The organism is Streptomyces noursei (genome assembly GCF_001646665.1).
Lineage (GTDB): Bacteria > Actinomycetota > Actinomycetes > Streptomycetales > Streptomycetaceae > Streptomyces > Streptomyces lavendulocolor.
Genome location: NZ_LWBU01000326.1, coordinates 12097 through 31046, shown reverse-complemented (window position 1 = coordinate 31046; position 18950 = coordinate 12097). Strand labels below are relative to the sequence as shown.

17 protein-coding genes and 1 pseudogene are annotated in these 18950 nt (G+C 73.7%); 9 read left to right on the top strand and 9 right to left on the bottom strand.

What is annotated here, in order from left to right; translation table 11 throughout:
- Positions 1-145: 145 nt before the first annotated feature.
- Positions 146-1786 carry a solute symporter family protein gene (locus A4V12_RS23380; protein ID WP_064071378.1) on the bottom strand — a complete coding sequence of 547 codons (1641 nt, stop codon included), beginning with the start codon at positions 1784-1786 and terminating at the stop codon, positions 146-148.
- Complete coding sequence (locus A4V12_RS23375) at positions 1783-2196, bottom strand: DUF485 domain-containing protein (protein WP_064071377.1); 414 nt, start codon at positions 2194-2196, stop codon at positions 1783-1785. Before A4V12_RS23375 ends, A4V12_RS23380 begins: the two co-directional genes overlap by 4 nt.
- 241 nt (positions 2197-2437) lie before the next feature.
- On the opposite strand from A4V12_RS23375, the gene A4V12_RS23370 reads away from it, so the two are divergent.
- From A4V12_RS23370 to A4V12_RS23335, 8 genes are all read left to right on the top strand, one after another.
- A complete protein-coding gene (locus tag A4V12_RS23370) occupies positions 2438-3979 on the top strand; it encodes a S8 family peptidase (protein WP_064071376.1) in 1542 nt (513 codons plus the stop codon).
- Between the two features lie 247 nt (positions 3980-4226).
- The gene (locus A4V12_RS23365) at positions 4227-5654 is read left to right on the top strand and encodes a CoA transferase (RefSeq protein WP_064071375.1); all 1428 of its coding nucleotides are present in this window, start codon (positions 4227-4229) and stop codon (positions 5652-5654) included.
- A 157-nt stretch (positions 5655-5811) separates the two neighbouring features.
- Positions 5812-8910 (top strand): NACHT domain-containing protein, encoded by a 3099-nt coding sequence (locus tag A4V12_RS23360; RefSeq protein WP_234372306.1) that lies wholly within the window; start codon positions 5812-5814, stop codon positions 8908-8910.
- A gap of 168 nt (positions 8911-9078) precedes the next feature.
- Positions 9079-10056, top strand: coding sequence for a DEDDh family exonuclease (locus tag A4V12_RS23355; RefSeq protein ID WP_064071373.1), 978 nt, complete (start codon positions 9079-9081; stop codon positions 10054-10056).
- 66 nt (positions 10057-10122) lie between these two features.
- Positions 10123-10359 carry a hypothetical protein gene (locus tag A4V12_RS23350; RefSeq protein WP_064071372.1) on the top strand — a complete coding sequence of 79 codons (237 nt, stop codon included), beginning with the start codon at positions 10123-10125 and terminating at the stop codon, positions 10357-10359.
- A 182-nt stretch (positions 10360-10541) separates the two neighbouring features.
- Positions 10542-11396, top strand: a complete 855-nt coding sequence (locus A4V12_RS23345) for an SURF1 family cytochrome oxidase biogenesis protein (RefSeq protein ID WP_064071394.1) — start codon at positions 10542-10544, stop codon at positions 11394-11396.
- 30 nt (positions 11397-11426) lie between these two features.
- On the top strand, positions 11427-13211 hold the full coding sequence (locus tag A4V12_RS23340) for a glycoside hydrolase family 15 protein (protein WP_064071371.1): 1785 nt from the start codon (positions 11427-11429) through the stop codon (positions 13209-13211).
- A 4-nt stretch (positions 13212-13215) separates the two neighbouring features.
- On the top strand, positions 13216-13971 hold the full coding sequence (locus A4V12_RS23335; RefSeq protein WP_064071370.1) for an SDR family oxidoreductase: 756 nt from the start codon (positions 13216-13218) through the stop codon (positions 13969-13971).
- Positions 13972-14038: 67 nt separating this feature from the next.
- Here A4V12_RS23335 and amaP read toward each other — a convergent pair whose 3' ends face one another.
- From amaP to A4V12_RS23310, 5 genes and pseudogenes are all read right to left on the bottom strand, one after another.
- On the bottom strand, positions 14039-14602 hold the full coding sequence (amaP, locus tag A4V12_RS23330; RefSeq protein ID WP_064071369.1) for an alkaline shock response membrane anchor protein AmaP: 564 nt from the start codon (positions 14600-14602) through the stop codon (positions 14039-14041).
- A 6-nt stretch (positions 14603-14608) separates the two neighbouring features.
- Positions 14609-15208, bottom strand: a complete 600-nt coding sequence (locus A4V12_RS23325) for a DUF6286 domain-containing protein (RefSeq protein ID WP_107415490.1) — start codon at positions 15206-15208, stop codon at positions 14609-14611.
- Positions 15205-15441 (bottom strand): annotated as a pseudogene (locus A4V12_RS40025) (hypothetical protein); the annotation flags it as partial. The gene A4V12_RS23325 and the pseudogene A4V12_RS40025, both read right to left, overlap by 4 nt.
- A gap of 286 nt (positions 15442-15727) precedes the next feature.
- On the bottom strand, positions 15728-15919 hold the full coding sequence (locus tag A4V12_RS23315; RefSeq protein WP_064071368.1) for a hypothetical protein: 192 nt from the start codon (positions 15917-15919) through the stop codon (positions 15728-15730).
- A 21-nt stretch (positions 15920-15940) separates the two neighbouring features.
- Positions 15941-16450 (bottom strand): Asp23/Gls24 family envelope stress response protein, encoded by a 510-nt coding sequence (locus tag A4V12_RS23310; protein WP_064071367.1) that lies wholly within the window; start codon positions 16448-16450, stop codon positions 15941-15943.
- Between the two features lie 92 nt (positions 16451-16542).
- Between A4V12_RS23310 and A4V12_RS23305 the strand changes: the two genes are divergently transcribed.
- The gene (locus A4V12_RS23305; protein WP_064071366.1) at positions 16543-17253 is read left to right on the top strand and encodes an Asp23/Gls24 family envelope stress response protein; all 711 of its coding nucleotides are present in this window, start codon (positions 16543-16545) and stop codon (positions 17251-17253) included.
- A gap of 19 nt (positions 17254-17272) precedes the next feature.
- Here the strand turns inward: A4V12_RS23305 and A4V12_RS23300 are convergent, their stop codons facing one another.
- Together A4V12_RS23300 and A4V12_RS23295 are read right to left on the bottom strand one after the other, a co-directional pair.
- The gene (locus A4V12_RS23300; protein ID WP_064071365.1) at positions 17273-18073 is read right to left on the bottom strand and encodes an enoyl-CoA hydratase/isomerase family protein; all 801 of its coding nucleotides are present in this window, start codon (positions 18071-18073) and stop codon (positions 17273-17275) included.
- A 146-nt stretch (positions 18074-18219) separates the two neighbouring features.
- Positions 18220-18441 carry a helix-turn-helix domain-containing protein gene (locus tag A4V12_RS23295; RefSeq protein ID WP_006123601.1) on the bottom strand — a complete coding sequence of 74 codons (222 nt, stop codon included), beginning with the start codon at positions 18439-18441 and terminating at the stop codon, positions 18220-18222.
- Between the last annotated feature and the right edge of the window lie 509 nt (positions 18442-18950).

Here is an 18950-nt window from a genome sequence, read left to right as displayed (position 1 = left end):
TTACCAGGTTCCGTATACCAAGGAGCCTACGTGAGACCGCCGACAACGACACGGGCCATTGTCCACAGCAGCGGCGCGGCCGCGTCGTAGGGATCTACGACGATCCCCGCGGCGCGGCCGCGTGCGGTGGCACAGGGTGTGCGGGTCAGTGCGCTCCGACACCGGTGAGGGACTTGACCTCCAGTTCGGCGTACTTGCCCTTGTCCGGCTCCTCCTTGGAGAGCAGGGAGCCGAGCCAGCCGAGCAGGAAGCCGAGCGGGATGGAGATGAGCCCGGGGTTCTCCAGCGGGAACCAGGCGAAGTCGGCGTCCGGGAACATCGAGCTGGGCTTGCCGGAGACGACCGGTGAGAACAGCACCAGCGCCACGGAGGCGGTCAGGCCGCCGTAGATGGACCACAGGGCGCCCTGGGTGGTGAACCGCTTCCAGAACAGGCTGTAGAGGATCGTCGGCAGGTTCGCCGAGGCGGCGACCGCGAAGGCGAGGGCCACCAGGCCGGCGACGTTGAGGTCGCGGGCCAGCGCGCCGAGGGCGATCGACACGATGCCGATGAGGACGGTCGCCCAGCGGGCGGCGCGGACCTCCTCCTTCTCCGTGGCCCGGCCCCGGCGGATCACGTTGGCGTAGATGTCGTGCGCGAAGGACGACGACGAGGCCAGGGTGAGGCCGGCGACGACGGCGAGGATGGTGGCGAAGGCGACCGCGGAGATGACGGCGAGCAGGATCGCGCCGCCGGTGGAGCCGCCACCGCCGCCGATCTCCAGCGCGGCCAGCGGGGCCGCGGTGTTGCCGGCCTTGTTGGAGGCGATGATGTCGCCGGGCTTGAGCAGGGCGGCGGCGCCGAAGCCCAGCACGATGGTCATCAGGTAGAAGGCGCCGATGATGCCGATGGCCCAGTTGACGGACTTCCGGGCGGCCTTGGCGGTGGGCACCGTGTAGAAGCGGATCAGGATGTGCGGCAGACCGGCGGTGCCGAGCACCAGCGCGATGCCGAGGGAGATGAAGTCAAGCTTCGAGGTGCCGGTGGCACCGTACTTGAGGCCCGGTTCGAGGAAGGCCGACCCCTTGCCGCTGTTGGCGGCGGCGGTGCCGAGCAGGTCGGAGAGGTTGAAGCCGAACTTCAGCAGGATGAGGAAGGTGATGAGCAGGGTTCCCGCGATGAGCAGGACGGCCTTGACCATCTGCACCCAGGTGGTGCCCTTCATGCCGCCGATCGTCACGTACACGATCATCAGTACGCCGACGAGGGCGACGATCGCGACCTTGCCGCCGTCCGAGGTGATGCCGAGGAGCAGCGAGACGAGGACACCCGCGCCGGCCATCTGCGCGAGCAGGTAGAAGATCGAGACGACGATGGTGGAGGTGCCCGCGGCGGTGCGGACGGGGCGCTGCCGCATCCGGTACGCCAGGACGTCGCCCATGGTGTACCGGCCGGAGTTGCGCAGCGGTTCCGCGACCAGGAGCAGGGCGACCAGCCAGGCGACCAGGAAGCCGATGGAGTACAGGAAGCCGTCGTACCCGAAGAGGGCGATGGCGCCCGCGATCCCGAGGAACGACGCCGCGGACATGTAGTCGCCGGAGATGGCGAGGCCGTTCTGGAAGCCGGTGAACTGGCGTCCGCCCGCGTAGAAGTCGGAGGCGTTCCTGGTCTGGCGGCCGGCCCAGACGGTGATGCAGAGGGTCGCGACGACGAAGGCGCCGAAGAGGGTGATGATCAGCGGCCGGTGCTCCGAGGCGTCGGACGCGGCGGCCAGCAGGGCCGTACCGGTGGCGGTGGTGCCGCTCATGCGTCGACCTCCGTCCCGGTCTCCGTGCCGGACGGCGTGCGCGATTCCATGCGGGACTCCATGCGGGACTTGATGGCCTCGGCCCGGGGGTCGAGCCGCTCGGCGGCGTGCCGGGAGTAGAACCAGGCGATGAGGAAGGTGGTGGCGAACTGGCCGAGGCCGAGGACCAGCGCGACGTTGATGTTGCCGAACACCCTGGTGCCCATGAAGCCGCCCGCGTAGTTGGACAGCAGGACGTACAGCAGGTACCAGGTGATGAAAGCGATGGTCAGGGGGAACGCGAAGGAGCGGTGGGCGCGGCGCAGTTCGCCGAATTCCGCGCTCTCCTGCACCTCGACGAACGACTCTGTCGTGGGCTGGGCGGGACTGGTGTCCGTACCGCCCTCGGGCGGCGGTGCATCGGTGACCACGGGAACTCCTCGTGACGCTGGTGCGCTGGGCATGGACAAGAACCTCACGGTGGGGGGCCGGTTCGCGCTCGTGCTCTCCCCTGTCAACGGCACGGAAGCCGTGGCGACGCGGTTCACCTGGGGCCTTTTTCTTTCCCGAAGTCATTGATGGGCCGGGATGATCGGCGATAGCTTCGCTCGTCATGCACCCGTCCACGCACAACCGGTGCGTGGGCGGCTCTCAGGATGATGTGGAGAACCCATGGCTCATCTGCGATCCGGACGCGCGCGAATACTCGCGCTGCCCGCCGGCCTGGCGCTCACGGCCTCGCTCGGTCTGCTTCCGGCCGCCGCCTCGGCCGCCCCGCTGGACGAGGCCCCGACCGCCGGGGCGGCCGCCGTCGCGACGAACGGCCCGAAGATGTCGTACGTGGTGAACGTGACGGGTGGTCACTCCACCGCCAAGGCGGTGAAGAAGGCGATAGCCGCGGCGGGCGGCACCGTCGTGATCGCCTACGACCAGATCGGCGTCATCGTCGTCCACTCGCAGAACCCGGACTTCGCCAAGACGATCCGCCAGGTGCGGGGCGTGAAGTCGGCCGGCGCCACCAGGACCGCGCCGCTCGCCGCCCAGACCACCACCGACATCGGCGCGGAGCAGCCCCTGTCGGCCAAGGAGGCGCGGGCCGCGGCCGACCGGGCGGACGCCGACCAGGACCCGTTCGAGCCCCTGCAGTGGGACCTGCCGGCCATCAAGGCCGACAAGGCCCACGAGAAGTCCCTCGGCAGCAAGAAGGTCACCGTCGCCGTCCTGGACACCGGTGTCGACGACACCCACCCGGACCTGGCCCCCAACTTCGACCGCGCGGCGTCCGCGAACTGCGTGACGGGCGCGCCGGACACCACCGACGGGTCCTGGCGGCCGGGCCCCACGGAGAGCGACCACGGCACGCACGTGGCCGGCACCATCGCCGCCGCGAAGAACGGCGTCGGTATCACCGGTGTCGCGCCGGGCGTGAAGGTCTCCGGCATCAAGGTGTCCAACCCCGACGGCTTCTTCTACACGGAGTCCGTGGTCTGCGGGTTCATCTGGGCGGCCGAGCACGGGGTCGAGGTGACGAACAACAGCTACTACGTCGACCCGTGGCTGTACACCTGCAAGAACGACCTCGACCAGGGAGCCCTGGTGGAGGCGCTGCAGCGGGCCACGCGGTACGCGGAGCGCAAGGGCGCGGTGAACGTCGCGGCGGCGGGCAACGCCCGTACGGACCTGGCGGCGGACGAGATCGTCGACAAGACCAGCCCCAACGACACCACGCCGGTGGAGCGGGTCGTCGACCCCGAGGTCTGCCCGGACGTCCCGACCATGCTCGACGGTGTGGTGACGGTGTCCGCGACGGGCGCGAAGGGTCTGAAGTCGTCGTACTCGAACTACGGCCTCGGTGTGGTGGACATCGCCGCCCCGGGCGGTGACTCGACGGCGTTCCAGCCGCCGGAGGCGCCGGCCACCAACGGGCTGATCCTGTCGACGCTGCCGGGCGGCAAGTACGGCTACAAGGCCGGTACGTCGATGGCGTCGCCGCACGTGGCCGGTGTGGCCGCGCTGATCAAGTCGACCCGTCCGTACGCCTCGCCCGCCGCGGTGAAGGCGCTGCTGTACAAGCAGGCCGACGACACCGCGTGCACCGACCCGTACGACATCAACGGCGACGGCACGGTCGACGCGGTGTGCGAGGGCGGCAAGCGGGACAACGGCTTCTACGGCAAGGGCATGACCGACGCGCTCGACGCGGTCCGGCGCTGACGGACGTGGAGGCCGGCGGACGCGGGCGCCGATGGGCGCGGGCGTCCGGAAGTGACGGGCAGGATCGTCCGGGCGTGACGGGGAAGGCCGTCCGGATGTGACGGACGTGGCCGTCCGGACGACGCGCAGGGTCGTCCGGACGTACGGACCGGTGCCTCGGGGCCCCGGACGCGGTGAGGGGTACCGCGTCCGGGGCCTTGCCCTTGGCCCTCTTCCACCGAGTGGCACTCAGTGCCATAGTGCCGGTATGGATAGTGACTTTTCCGCCCTTTGCGCCGGGACCTCCCACGCCTGGGCGGCACTCGGTGCCGATCCGGCTCTGGTGGAGCGGGTGTCGTACGGCGGCCCCCCGGGCGGGCTCCCGGCACGGCTCCCGGTGATGGGGCTCGCGCGGGCGACCGTCGCGGTCTGTTCCCTGGCCGCCGCCGAGCTGGCCTCCGTACGCACCGGGCGCGCGGTGCCCCGGGTACGGGTCGACGACGGGGCGGTGGCCGCGGCGTTCCTCAGCGAGCGGCTGGTCAGGGTCGACGGGCGGGCGGGGACGGGGTTCGCGCCGCTGTCGCGGTTCTGGCGGGCGGCCGACGGGTGGGTGCGGACGCACGCCAACTACCCCCACCACCGGGACCGGCTCCTTCGCGCGCTCGGGGTGCCGGACGGGCCCGGGGTGGCGGACGCGGTCGCCGGGGCGGTCGCGGGACGCCGTGCCGTGGACGTGGAGGACGCCGTGTACGCGGCCGGCGGCCTCGCCGTCGCCGTGCGCGACGTGGCGCGGTGGGCCGCGCACGAGCAGGGCGCCCTGGTGCCCGCGCGGCCGTTGCTGACCCTGGAGCGGGTGGACGGCCCCGCGGAGGCCGGTCCCCCGCGCGCGTGGAGCCGGGTCACCGGCGCGGGCACGCCGCTGCTGCCGTGCGCCGGGGTGCGGGTGCTGGACCTCACCCGGGTGCTGGCCGGGCCGGTCGCCACGCGGACCCTCGCGCTGCTGGGCGCGGACGTCCTGCGGATCGACGCGCCGCACCTGCCGGAGAGCCAGGAGGCCCACGACGACACCGGGATGGGCAAGCGCTCGACGACCCTGGACCTCGGGCGCCGGGCGGACCACCGCGTGTTCGAGGAACTGCTCGCGGACGCGCACGTGGTGGTGACCGGTTACCGGCCCGGCGCGCTCGACCGGTTCGGGCTCTCCGCCGAAGCGCTGGCCGAGCGCCGCCCCGGCCTGGTCGTCGGCCAGCTGTCGGCGTGGGGCCGGTACGGGCCCTGGCGGGGACGGCGCGGCTTCGACAGCCTGGTCCAGGCGGCGACGGGCATCGCCCTGCTGGAGGGCTCCGGCGGCGAGCCGGGCGCGCTGCCCGCCCAGGCCCTCGACCACGGCACCGGATACCTGCTGGCCGCCGCCGTGCTGCGGGCGCTGACCGGCCGGTGCGGCCCGGACGGCGGCGGGACCCGGCTCGTCCGGGTGGCCCTGACGCAGACCGCCCACTGGCTGGTGCACGGACCGGCCGGCACCCCGGCGCGGGACGGCGGCCTCGACCCGGAACGCTGGACGACCACGAAGGACACGCCCATGGGCCGGCTGCGGCACGCGCTGCCGCCGGTCGCGTACGAAGGGGGCCCCTCGGACTGGACCCGCCCGCCGGGACCGTGGGGCACGGACCCCGCGCGGTGGGCCACGGCCTGAACGGGGGGGGGACACCGGGCACCGTGCGGCACCGCACGACGCGCCCCTGCCGCCGCGGCCGGAATCGGCCGCTTCCGCCCGCGTCCGCGCGGGGGCGTCGTACGATCCCGGTCGGGCCGTCTCGGGGGGAGCAACGACGTTGCAGGGTTGGGAACTTGTGGTCACCCGTCTCGCGGGCACGGTGCTGGGCGCCGTGGCGAAGTCGTTCGTCGCCCCCCGGACCGGTGCGGGCCTGGTGGACGGCCCGCCGCGCGCCCTGCCGCGGCCGCCGAAGCCGGACCGGCTGGCGACGATCCTCGCGGGCCGCCTGGAGGAGTCGTACGGCGGCCTGCCCGAGAACGAACGGCTCGCCGCCGTCGACGCCGTACGGGACAGCTTCGCCGCCGCGGGGGAGATCGGCGCCGACCGTCTCTTCGCGGTGGACCTGGACCCGGCACGCCTCCGCGCGGAACTGCGCTCGGCGGCGGCCGTCCGGGGGCTGGCTCCGCGCGCCGCGGACCTGTACGAGGAACTCCTCGGCCTGTGCTGCGCGCACGTGGTGGAGCAGCTCACCACGCACCCGTCCTTCCCCGCGCGGGCAGCCGTGGAGCAGGCCCGCGCGGCGGGCCGCACGCACGCGCTGGTGGAGGACCTGGCGGCGGGCCGCCGCCGCCAGGACGCCGTGGCGCTGGAGTTCGAGCAGCGGTACGCGGACTACGTGACGGCCACGCACGGCCGGCTGGAGCTGTTCGGGCTGACCCTGGGGCGGTCGACCGGCGAATGGCCGCTGGACACGGCCTACATCAGCCTGGCGGTCAGCGGGGAGGGCGCCCGCCACGAGACGTTCGGCCCGCCCGGCCCGGGGCGGGTCGCCCTCACGGCGGAGCAGGCGCTCGCCGACGCCGACCGGATCCTCTTACGCGGACAGGCCGGTTCGGGCAAGAGCACCCTGGTGCAGTGGCTGGCGGTGAACGCCGCCCGCCGCCGGTTCGGCCGCGACCTCGACGACTGGAACCGGTGCGTCCCCTTCGTCCTGCGGCTGCGTACGTTCCCGCCCTCCGGTCCGCTGCCCGGCCCCGGGGACTTCCTGCGGGCGGCGGGGGTGCCCCTGCACGGCTCGGCCCCGGCCGGGTGGGTGGAGCAGCTGATGTCCGACGGCAGGGCGCTCGTCCTCGTGGACGGCGTGGACGAGGTGCCGGCGCGGCTGCGCCGGGGCACCCAGGAGTGGCTCAGGAGCCTGATCGCGGCCTTCCCGCACGCGCGTTACGTGGTGACGACGCGGCCCTCCGCGGTGCCGGAGGACTGGCTGGCCCACCACGGATTCGCCGCCCACTCGCTGCTCCCCATGGAGCGGGACGACATCCGGGCGTTCATCGAGCACTGGCACGAGGCCGCCCGGCAGGAGTGCGCCGCCCCGGGCGAGCGGGACCGGCTCGACACCTTCGAGAAGTCGCTGCTGCACGCGGTGGGCACCCGGCGGGCGCTGGGCCGGCTCGCCACCAACCCGCTGATGTGCGCGCTGCTGTGCGCGCTCAACCGGGACCGCCGGATGCAGCTGCCCCGCGCGCGCAAGGAGCTGTACGACGCGGCCCTGGACATGCTGCTGGTGCGCAGGGACAGCGAGCGCGAGGTCGTCGGGGTGGAGGGCGTCGACCTCACCCGCGAGGAGCAGATGGCGCTGCTCCAGCGGTTCGCGTACTGGCTGATCCGCAACGGGCAGGCGGAGGCGGACCGGGCGGACGCGGTGGAGATGGTGGCGCGCTGGCTGGGCGCCATGCCGCAGGTGGAGGGCACCGCGGAGCAGGTCTTCTCGCACCTGCTGATCAGGAGCGGGCTGCTGCGCGAGCCGCGGCCGGGTGCCGTCGACTTCGTCCACCGGACGTTCCAGGACTATCTGGGCGCCAAGGCGGCGGTGGAGTCGCGGGACTTCGGCGTCCTGGTACGGCACGCGCACGACGACCAGTGGGACGACGTGGTGCAGATGGCGGTGGGACACGCGCGCGTGGACGAGCGGGCCCGGCTCCTGACGGACCTGCTGCGGCGGGCGGACGACGAACCCTGCCACGGCCACCGGCTCGTGCTGCTGGCTGCGGCGTGTCTGGAGCACGCCCCGGAGCTGGACCCGGGGGTGCGGACCGCGGTCCAGGACCGGACGCAGCAGTTGCTGCCGCCGCGCCGGCAGAGCGACTCCGAGGAGCTGGCCAAGGTCGGCGAGCTGGTGCTGGAGCTGCTGCCGGGTCCCGACGAGGTGCTGGACGAGTACAGCGCGGCGGCGGTGGTGCGGACGGCCGCGCTGATCAAGGGGGACGCGGCGTTCGAGGTGGTCGCGCGGTTCCGGGAGGATCCGCGGTCACCGGTGTCGTTCCAGCTGTCCCAGGCGTGGGGCGCGTTCGACACGGAGGCGTACCTGCGGGAGGTGCTGGCGGCGCGCACCTGGGACGAGGAGCAGCTGTACGTGAAGACGGCGGAGCAGTTGGAGGCGCTGCGCCACGTCCCGGATGTCCGGTCCGTCCACATGGAGGGCGACCACGACGACCTGACGCCCCTGCTCGTCCTGGACGACCTGCGCCGGCTGTTCGTGTACGAGAACGCCGCGCTGCGCGACCTGTCGCCGGCGGCGCGCTTCCCCGGTCTGCGGGCCGTCGGACTCAACAGGTGCGCGTCCCTGACGGACCTGTCGCCGCTCGCCGGGCCGGCCCTGGAGTGGCTGTCGCTGTACGACGGGCACTCCGCGCTGGACGTCGGACCGCTGCGCGACATGCCGAACCTCAAGGGTCTGCACCTGGGCCACCCCCTGCTCGTCGAGAGCCTGGCGGAGCTGCCCGCCGGGCCGCGGCTCGCGAACCTCACGCTCCAGCGCCAGGTGCGTTACGTGAGCCTCGACGGGATCGAGCGGTGGCCGTCCCTCACGTCGCTCGCCCTGTCCAGCCCCACCCAGCTCGACCAGCTGACCCGGCTGTCGCCGCCGCCCCCGGTGACGAGGCTGACGCTCAACGAGCTGGCGCCGCTCGACCTCGGGGTGCTGGGCGGGCTCGTGGGGCTGGAGGGACTGTTCCTGTGGCGGTGCGAGCTGTCCCACGGGCTGGCCCCGCTCCGCGACCTCCCGTCCCTGACCTCGCTGACGGTCTGGCTGTGCGGCACCGGCGGCGGCCCGCTGGACCTCGGGCCGCTGGCCGGCAAGGAGGACCTGACGGTCACCGTCACCGACGACATGACCCTCACCGGCACCGGGCTGTTCGACGACTCGCGCATCACGGTCCGGCGCGCGTCGATCTGACCGGCCGCCGGGCGCGCCGCCCCGGGCCGCCGGGCGGCCCCCCGGCCGCTCCCCCGAGGCCGGGTCAACTGCCCACTCGGATACGGGAACAGGGGTGCGGGGCGTCAACACCGGGGCCGCGCGGGGCATGCCCGGCGACGGCGGTGTCAGTGGCGGCAACTATTCTCAGTGACCATGCTCGACGACCGTACGACAGCAGCGCCGTGGCCGACCGCCTACCCGACACAGGGGTACGCGGTCGTCGACGTGGAGACCACCGGCCTCGCCCGCGACGACCGGATAGTGTCCGCCGCCGTCTACCGGCTCGACGCGCAGGGCAACGTGGAGGACCACTGGTACACGCTGGTCAATCCGGAGCGCGACCCGGGCCCGGTGTGGATCCACGGTCTGACGAGCGACGTCCTGGAGGGGGCGCCGCTCTTCCCGGACGTCGCGGCGGAGTTCTCCGCCCGGCTCGACGGCCGGGTGCTCGTCGCGCACAACGCCATGTTCGACTGGTCGATGATCGCCCGCGAGTACGCGCGGGCCGAGCGCACCGCGCCGGTGCGGCAGCGGCTGTGCACCATCGCGCTCTCCAAGGAGCTGGGGCTCCCGCTGGCCAACTTCAAGCTGGAGACGCTGGCCACGCACTTCGGGGTCGTCCAGCGCCGGGCGCACAACGCGCTGGACGACGCGCGCGTGCTGGCCGAGGCGTTCCGCCCGAGCCTGCACGCGGCGGCGGAGCGGGGCGTACGGCTGCCGCTGCTGGAGTGCCGTCCGCTCACCGAATGGGCGTCCTCGCCGGCCGCCCCGGGCGTGCCGCGGCAGTCCTCGTACCACGGGAACAGCTGGCGGCCCTCGCGCAAGCGGCCGGCCTGCCCGTACCCCAACCCCGGGCGCTACGAAACGGACAAACCGCTCAAGCAGGGTATGCGGGTGGCTTTTTCGGGTGACACCTCCATCGACCGCGAGCTGCTGGAGGACCGGGCGGTCGAGGCGGGCCTCCATGTGGCCACCAGCGTCTCCCGGCTGACGAGCCTGCTCGTCACCAACGACCCGGACGCGGCCACCTCCAAGACGGTCAAGGCCAAGTCGTTCGGCACACCGATCGTCGACGAGGCGGCGTTCACCCAGTTGCTGCGTGACGTGGCCCCGGCAGACGAGTAGGCAGACGGGTGACCGCCCGGGCGTTTCGCCGCCCCAACCGGAGCGCCGGACCGCACCCTGTGGCGCATGGCACGTTGTGAGGTCTGCGGAAACGATTACGGCATGTCCTTCGAGGTGCACGCGCAAGGCGCCGTGCACGTCTTCGACTGCTTCGCCTGCGCCATCCACCGCATGGCGCCCATCTGCGAGCACTGCCGGGTCCAGATCATCGGCCAGGGCGTGGAAGCCGACGGCCAGTGGTTCTGCGGGGCGCACTGCGCCCGCGCGGAGAAGGGGCAGGTGGGCATCGTCGACAAGGTGTGACCCGGACCGCCCGGCGCCCGGGCGGCACACGGCTCCCGGCCGGGAGGGCCTCCTCGTCCACGGCCGGGTCCACGTGGCCCGCCCGGCGGTCCGCCGCCGGCGCCCCCCGGGCCGCCCCGCGCCCCGCCGGCCGGACGGGACCCACCCACGGGGACCGGGACACGAGCAGGTACGGTCGAATGGTGTACCGCTTCCTGTTGTCCCGGCAGTGGGTGATCCTCACCCTCATCGCCCTCGTTCTCATCCCCGTGATGATCGAGCTGGGCTTCTGGCAGTTCCACCGGCACGAGCGCCGGGTCGCCCAGAACCAGCTGATCGAGGACAACCTGAAGGCCGCACCCGTCCCCGTGACGGAGCTCACCTCCCCCGGTCACACCGTCCCCCGCGCCGACTACTGGCGCCGGGTCACCGCCACCGGCACCTTCGACACGGGCCACGAGGTCGTCGTACGCCGCCGCACCAACGCCGACGACCGCATCGGTGTCCTCGTCCTGACCCCCCTCGTCCTCCGGGACGGCCGCGTGGTCCTCGTCAACCGCGGCTGGGTCCCCGCGGCCGCCGACCAGAAGTCCTTCCCCGAGGTGCCGCCCGCCCCCAGGGGCGAGGTCACCGTCACCGGGCGGCTCAAGGCCGACGAGACCACCGGCGCCAGCGGCATCAAGGACCTCAGCGGGCTGCCGCCCCGCCAGGTCATGCTGATCAACAGCGAGCAGCAGGCGGAGAGCATCGGCCGCGACGTGCTCGGCGGCTACCTGGAGCAGACCGCCCCGGCCCCGGCCGGTGACACCCCGGAGCTGATCCCGGAGCCCGACCACGACTCCATCGGCGCGCACATGGCGTACGCGGTGCAGTGGTGGCTGTTCGCGGCGGGGGTGCCGGTCGGCTGGGTGGTGCTGGTACGCCGGGAGAAGCGCGACCGCGAGGAAGCCGCCCGCACCCCGGGAGCCGACGGCGGCGAGGGGGACGGCGACGGCGGCAGCGGTGGTGGCAGCCGTGGCGGCGACGAGCGGGAACCGGCCGCACACCTGCCCGCTTAGCGGCCGGTCCGGGCGGGAACACGCCTGATCGTGACGCAACGCATCGAGGACTACGCCCTCATCGGGGACCTTCAGACGGCGGCGCTGGTCGGCAAGGACGGTTCGATCGACTGGCTGTGCCTGCCGCGCTTCGACTCGGCGGCCTGTTTCGCCGCGCTGCTCGGCGACGAGGAGAACGGCCACTGGCGGATCGCCCCCAAGGACGGACACAGCTGCACCCGGCGCCGCTACGTCGGCGACTCCCTGGTGCTGGAGTCCCTCTGGGAGACCCGCACCGGCACGGTGAGGGTGCTGGACTTCATGCCGCAGCGCGACGAGGCGCCCGACGTCGTCCGCATCGTGGAGGGGGTCACCGGCACGGTGGAGATGGCCGCGGTGCTGCGCCTGCGCTTCGACTTCGGTTCCGTGGTGCCGTGGGTGCGGCGGACGGACGGCCACCGGGTGGCGGTCGCCGGGCCCGACTCGATATGGCTCCGCAGCGAGCCGGAGGTCAAGACGTGGGGTCAGCAGTTCAGCACCTGCTCGTCGTTCACGGTCGGCGCGGGCGAGAAAGTGGCGTTCGTCCTGACCTGGCACCCCTCGCACCAGCCCCGTCCGCCGCTGATCGACCCGTTCGAGGCGCTGGAGCACACGCTGGAGGACTGGGAGTCCTGGTCGGCGCAGTGCACCTACGAAGGGCCCCACCGCGAGGCCGTGATGCGCTCGCTCATCACCCTCAAGGCCCTGACGTACGCCCCCACTGGCGGGATCGTGGCCGCGCCGACGACCTCGCTGCCGGAGGACATCGGCGGCGTACGCAACTGGGACTACCGCTTCTGCTGGCTGCGCGACGCGACGCTCACCCTGGGCGCCCTGCTGTCGGCCGGCTACCTGGACGAGGCCGCGGCCTGGCGCGACTGGCTGCTGCGGGCGGTGGCCGGTGACCCGGCGGACCTCCAGATCATGTACGGGGTCGCGGGCGAGCGCCGGCTTCCGGAGACGGAACTGCCGTGGCTGCGCGGGTACGCAGGGTCGGCCCCCGTCCGCACCGGCAACGCGGCCGTCCATCAGCTGCAGCTGGACGTGTACGGGGAGGTCATCGACTCCCTGTACCTGGCGCGCGAGGCCGGGCTGGCGTCGCAGACGCACGCGTGGAACCTCCAGCTGAGCCTGCTGGGGTTCCTGGAGTCGACCTGGCGGCAGCCCGACGAGGGGCTGTGGGAGGTGCGCGGGCCGCGCCGCCACTTCGTGCACTCCAAGGTCATGGCCTGGGTCGCCGCCGACCGCGCGGTGCGCACCCTGGAGCACGACCCGTCGCTGCGCGGGGACGTGGGCCGGTGGCGGGCGATGCGCGACGAGGTGCACCGGGAGGTGTGCGAGAAGGGGTACGACCCGGAACGGAACACCTTCACGCAGTCGTACGGCTCCGCAGAACTGGACGCGGCCACCCTGCTGATCCCCCGCGTCGGTTTCCTCCCGCCCGACGACCCGCGGGTGGTCGGCACGGTGGACGCGGTGTGGGCGGAGCTGAACCACAACGGGCTGATCCGGCGCTACACCACCGAGGGCGTGCCGGTCGACGGGCTGCCGGGCGACGAGGGGACGTTCCTGGTCTGCTCGTTCTGGATGGCGGACGCGCTGCGCATGACCGGCCGCACCAAGGAGGCCCGGGAGCTGTTCGAGCGGCTGCTGGCGCTGCGCAACGACGTCGGTCTGCTGGCGGAGGAGTACGACGCGTCCGCGGGGCGGCAGCTGGGCAACTTCCCCCAGGCCTTCAGTCACATCGGGCTGGTGGGGACGGCCCTCGCGCTGGCCCGTCAGGAGGCGGCAGGATAGGGCCATGGATCTTGGACTGAAGGACCGTGTGTACGTCGTGACCGGCGCCTCCCGCGGGCTGGGCAACGCCTCCGCGCGCGCCCTGGTGGCGGACGGCGGGAAGGTGGTGCTCTCCTCGCGCGACGAGAAGGCGGTGGCCGGGGCCGCCGCCGAGCTGGGCCCCGGTGCGGTGGGCGTCGCGGCGGACAACGCCGACCCGGCGACCCCCGAGCGCCTGATCGCCGCCGCCCGGGCGCACTTCGGGCGCTTCGACGGCGTGCTGGTCAGCGTGGGCGGTCCGGCCCCCGGGTGGGCGGCGGACAACACGGACGAGCAGTGGCAGGCGGCGTTCGACGCGGTGTACCTGGGCGCGGTGCGGATGGCCCGGGCGGCGGCCGCCGCGCTGGAGGAGGGCGGCGTGATCGCGTTCGTGCTGTCCGGCTCGGTGCACGAACCGATCCCGGGGCTGACCATCTCCAACGGGCTGCGCCCCGGGCTCGCCGGCTTCGCCAAGTCCCTCGCCAACGACCTGGGGCCGAGCGGCATCCGGGTGGTCGGGCTGCTGCCGGGCCGGATCGACACCGACCGGGTGCGGGAGCTGGACGCCCTGTCCGGTGACCCGTCGGCGGCCCGTGCCGCGGCCGAGTCCCGCGTGCCGCTGCGGCGCTACGGCACGCCGGAGGAGTTCGGCAGCGCCGCCGCGTTCCTCCTCTCCCCCGCCGCCTCGTACCTCACGGGCGTGATGCTCCCGGTCGACGGCGGCGCCCTGCACGGCTTCTGACCCCGCACGGGCACGGCGGCGCGACGCGCCCCGCCGCGCCGCCGTGCCCGGGAGCGGGGCCGGGCGCTCAGGTCACGCGGCGGGCGGCGTGCTTGGCGGCGCGGAGCTGGGCCTCCGCGGGGAGCTGCGCGAGCCCCGCCGACTCACGGGCGTGCCGCAGGGCGCCGTCCCGCAGACGCGACAGCGCCTCGTCCGGCGACACATGGGGCTCCAGCAGCAGCGAGACCCGCGCCGAGGGCGCCGTACGCCGGCCCGTGAGCCGGACGCGGGCGTGCGAGACTCCGTCCAGCGCCTCCGCCTCGGCCTCCGCGACGCCCTCCAGCGCCCGGCCCCGCAGCACCGCGCTCTCCCCGTCCCGGCTGTCGACCAGCACCTCCGCGAGCCGGTGCCGGCGCAGCTGCGCCACCAGCCACCACAGCGCCAGGAGCACCAGCACCGCCAGCACGGCGACCACGACCGGCCAGTCCCACCGGGTGCGCGCCGAGTCGGTGAGCACCACGGTGTCCGGTCCCCGCCACGGCCACCAGGACGGCACGCCCAGGTCCAGGCCGGCCGCCAGCGCCGCGCCTCCGGCGCACACCAGTACCGCTCCGGCCAGGCCCAGCACGATCCGGTTGACGGTCCTCAGCATGTCCCCTCACTTCTTCCGGGCGGGCCGCACGACGTGCACGGACAGGTGCGGCGGCCGTGCCAGGCCGAGTTCCTTGACCGCGTCCCGCATCACGGCGTCCAGGTCGGTGCGTACGTGGTCGAGTTCGCGGAAGTGGGACACGGCCCGTACCACCGCTTTGCGGCGCCGTGCCCGCACCCGGGCGGACTGGACTCCCGCCACTGCCACCGCCCGGTCGCGCAGCACGGCCTCGACCGCCTCCCGCCGCAGCCCGGCGCGCAGCGGCTCGTCGCCGCGCCGCATGGGCAGGACGGACCGCAGCCCGGGCGTGCAGGCCAGCAGCAGGAGCCAGAGGCCCAGCGCGACGGCGACCCCGGCTCCCGCGACCACCGCCACGTCGTCGAGCTGCCGGGCGGAGAGGTCGTCCGCGAGGTCGCGGCGCCACCGCATGCCGGGCCGCCCGGCCTGCACGGAGGCGACGTCGTACAGCAGCAGCCCGGCTCCGGCCAGCACCAGCAGCGCGAGCAGGGCGGCCGGGACGCGCCGCGCGGACCAGAAGCGGTGCCCGCCGCCGCGGGCACGCTCCTCCAGCACCGGTACGGACCGGGTGGGCGCGTTCGTGCTCATCGGACCCTCCCTCCGCTCTTGCCGCGCTCCCGCGTGTACGGGGAGTGGAGCCGTTCCACCTGGACCGCCACCTGCGGCACCTCCAGTCCCGCCAGCGTCCGTACGCGCCGGGTCACCTGGCGGCGCACGGCGGCGCACTGGGCGCCGATGTCGCAGGGGTAGACCAGCTCCAGGCTGATCCGGACGCGGGCGGTGTCGCGGTGCACGACGACCGCCGCGTGCGGCGGCCGGCCGTGGACACCGGCTCCAGGGCCGCGCACACCGCCCGCGCCGTCCGCGCCGCCCTCCCGCGCGCCCTCGTTCGTCCCGCTGCCGCCCACGCCTTCGCCGGGCCCTCCGGCGCCGGGACCGCCCGCGCCGGGACCGCCCTGCGCACCGCCGGCGCCCGCTCCGGCACCGTCGTCCTGCGCCGGTACGCCTTCGAGGGCTTCCCGCGCCGCGCGGGCGGCGATCTTTGCGACCACGCGGTCGGCGATCGTGGTCGCTCCCCGTTCCGCCGCGAGGACTCCCGTCACCGTGTCACCGCCGCCTGTCCTCGCGGTCCCGGCTCCGGAAGAAGTCACCGGGTTCCAGGTCCCCGTCCAGGAAGCGGCCCGCGACGAAGCCGACCGCTCCCAGGGCGGCCACCAGCAGAAACGCTCCGAAGCCGCCGAAGTATCCGGCGAAGCCGAGCGCCATTCCGGCCAACAGGCCGATCATCGCCATGTTCATCGTGCGCTCCTCAACGGCCGGCTACTGGAGCCGGCTCTCAGGCTCTTCTTCCTCGTCCTCCGGCAGCTTGACGTCGATCACCGCGATGTTCACCTCGACGACCTCCAGGCCGGCCATCCGCTCGACCGCGGAAATGACGTTCTCCCGCACCGCACCGGCGACATCACGGATGGAGAACCCGTACTCGACGACGATCTCCAGGTCGATTGCCGTCTGCACCTCGCCGACCTCGGCCTTCACGCCCCGTGTGACGTCGGGTCGGCCACCGGGGACCCGGTCGCGCACCGCGCCGAAGGTGCGGGACATGCCGCTGCCCATCGCGTGGACGCCGACGACGTCACGCGCCGCCAGCCCGGCGATCTTCTCGACGACACCGTCGGCGATGGTGGTCCGCCCACGGGATGCCGGGTCGCCGGAACCGCCGCCCCCCTTGCCCAGGGAGGTCCTCCTGGTCTCCTCGGCCGCCGGCTCCTTGACCCGTGCCGCCTTCGCGGCCTGGTCGGCCCGGGCGGACTGTGACGCGTCGGTCATCTCCGTTGTCCCTTCGGGGGTTTTTTATTCTCCTTTCGTCACATTAAGGGTGGTATCCGGATCTCGCGCCAGGGATACGGCAGGCTGGGGGGATGACGACGGCTGACGGATGGGTGACGACCATGAGGAGCCGGATCGGCCTGGGCCGACTGCTGGCACTGGGCGGCCCGGCGGACGGGGCGTGGATCGCGGAAAGCGCGGTGGACGAGGTGCTGCGCCGGGCGGCACGGGAGGTGCCGGGGGTGGACCCGGGGCGGCTGCGGGTCGGCCTCGTGGACGCCGGACCGGCGCCCGCGCCCGCCTTCCCGGCTCCCCCGGCCTCCGTGCCCCCGGGGCCGCTGCGGATCGAGGCGGAGTTCGCCGCCGGGTACGGCTCGCCGCTGCCGGACGTCGCCGAACGGCTGCGTGCGGCCCTGTCGGCCGCGTCGGAGCGGCTGCTCGGGCTGGACGTGGCGGAGGTGGACCTGCGGGTGACGGCCCTCCTGGACGTTCCGCCGCAACCGCCCGAGGGCGCTCGGCCACCGGAGGGGGCACCCGTCCCGCGGGAGGACGCCGCGGCGGTGGCGGCGGCCGCCGTCCCGGGGGTGGCGCGGCTGACGGCGGTGCTGGGCGCGCCCGTGCACCGGGCCGCCGATCACCTGAGGGTCGAGCTGGCGACGGCCCCGGGCCACCGTGCCCTCGATGTGGCACGGGCGGTACGCGGGGCCGTCGGCGGTGAGCTGCCGGTGACGGTGGTGGTCACCGGCGTGGTGCTCGAAGAGCAGGGTGAGGGAGTGCGTCCGCGGACCGTGCCGGGCTCCTGACCGATCCGCACGACACGCCCTAGTCGGCGAGGCCCGCCAGGTCGCGCAGGCGGCGCGCCTGCGACGCGCGCTCGGCGGTCCGCTGCTCCTCGTACGTACGGTCCTGGGCGCCGCGCAGCAGCGCCTTGGTCTCGACGACCGCATCGCGCGGCGCCGCCAGCAGCGCGCCCGCGAGGTCCCGTACCGCACCGTCGAGGTCGTCGGCGGGCACGACGAGGTTGGCCAGCCCGATGCGCTCGGCCTCGTCGGCGTGGACGAACCGGCCGGTGGCGCAGATCTCCAGCGCGCGGGCGTAGCCGACCGCCGCGACGAGGGGGTGCGTCCCGGTCAGGTCCGGGACGAGTCCCAGGCTGGTCTCGCGCATCGCGAACTGCACGTCCTGCGCCACGACCCGCAGGTCGCACGCGAGGGCGAGCTGGAATCCGGCCCCGATCGCGTGCCCCTGCACGGCCGCGATCGACACGATGTCGTTACGGCGCCACCAGGTGAACGCCTCCTGGTACTCGGTGATGACGGCGTCGAGTTCGGCGTCGGAGCCGCGTGCCAGATCGAGGAACGACGGCTCGCCGTCGAAGCCCTCCGGCGTGAACGCCTGCCGGTCGAGCCCCGCGGAGAAGGACTTGCCCTCCCCGCGCAGCACCACGACCCGCACGCTGCCGGGCAGTGACCGTCCGGCCTCCGTCAACGCCCGCCACAGAGCGGGGGACTGGGCGTTGCGCTTGGCCGGATTCGTCAGGGTCACCGTGGCAACGGCGTCCTCGACGGTGAGCCGTACACCGTCCTTGTCGAGCACTTCGAGGACTGGGTCGAGCGAGGTCATGGGGCGCCTCCGGGTCCGGTGCAGCAGTGCAGCCATCAAGTGACTGAACAGTAACCACCCGGCCGACACTGCGATCGACCGGGTGGCCCTGCCGGAACCGGTGGGGCCGGACGAGCCGCGCTCGGGATGTCGGGACGCTGGGGCCGTCAGGCCGAAGCGGCCTTCTTGCCTCGCGTCGCTCCGCCGCGTCCACGCAGCGTGACTCCGGATTCGCTCAGCATCCGGTGGACGAATCCATAGGATCGGCCCGTCTCCTCGGCCAATGCCCGGATGCTCGCACCGGAGTCGTACTTCTTCTTCAGGTCTGCCGCGAGCTTGTCGCGCGCGGCGCCGGTCACCCGGCTGCCCTTCTTCAGAGTCTCGGCCACCCGTGCCTCCTCATGGGAAGTGCGCTCTGGTCTTCTCATGATCACCCCTCGGGCGCTTCCTGGCCAGCCATTCGACAAGGTCCGTGCCGCAAGGTTTCGCCGCTCCCCCGCCGCCGGCCGTGCCGCGCGCCGGCACCGGTCGGCCGGCCGTGGACGAATGGCCAGGTCAGGAGGGTGCCGGGGAGACGAGCGCGGCGTGGCGCCGGGGCGGGGAGGGCGGCCGGGGGCCCGGCGCGGGGGGGGGCGGGGGGGGCGCGGGGAGGGGAGGCCCGCCCGGCGCCACGCCGCAGGATGAGACGTACTCACTCAGATGATGGATCACGCGTAAGCCGAATGATCCATACGGAGACGAACAGGCCTCTCGGCCGCGCTCCGGACGCGGGGTCAGGCCAGCGCCACGAGGTCCGCGTAGTCGGCGCCCCACAGGTCCTCGACACCGTCGGGGAGCAGGATGATGCGCTCCGGCTGGAGGGCGTCCACGGCGCCCTCGTCGTGGGTGACGAGGACGA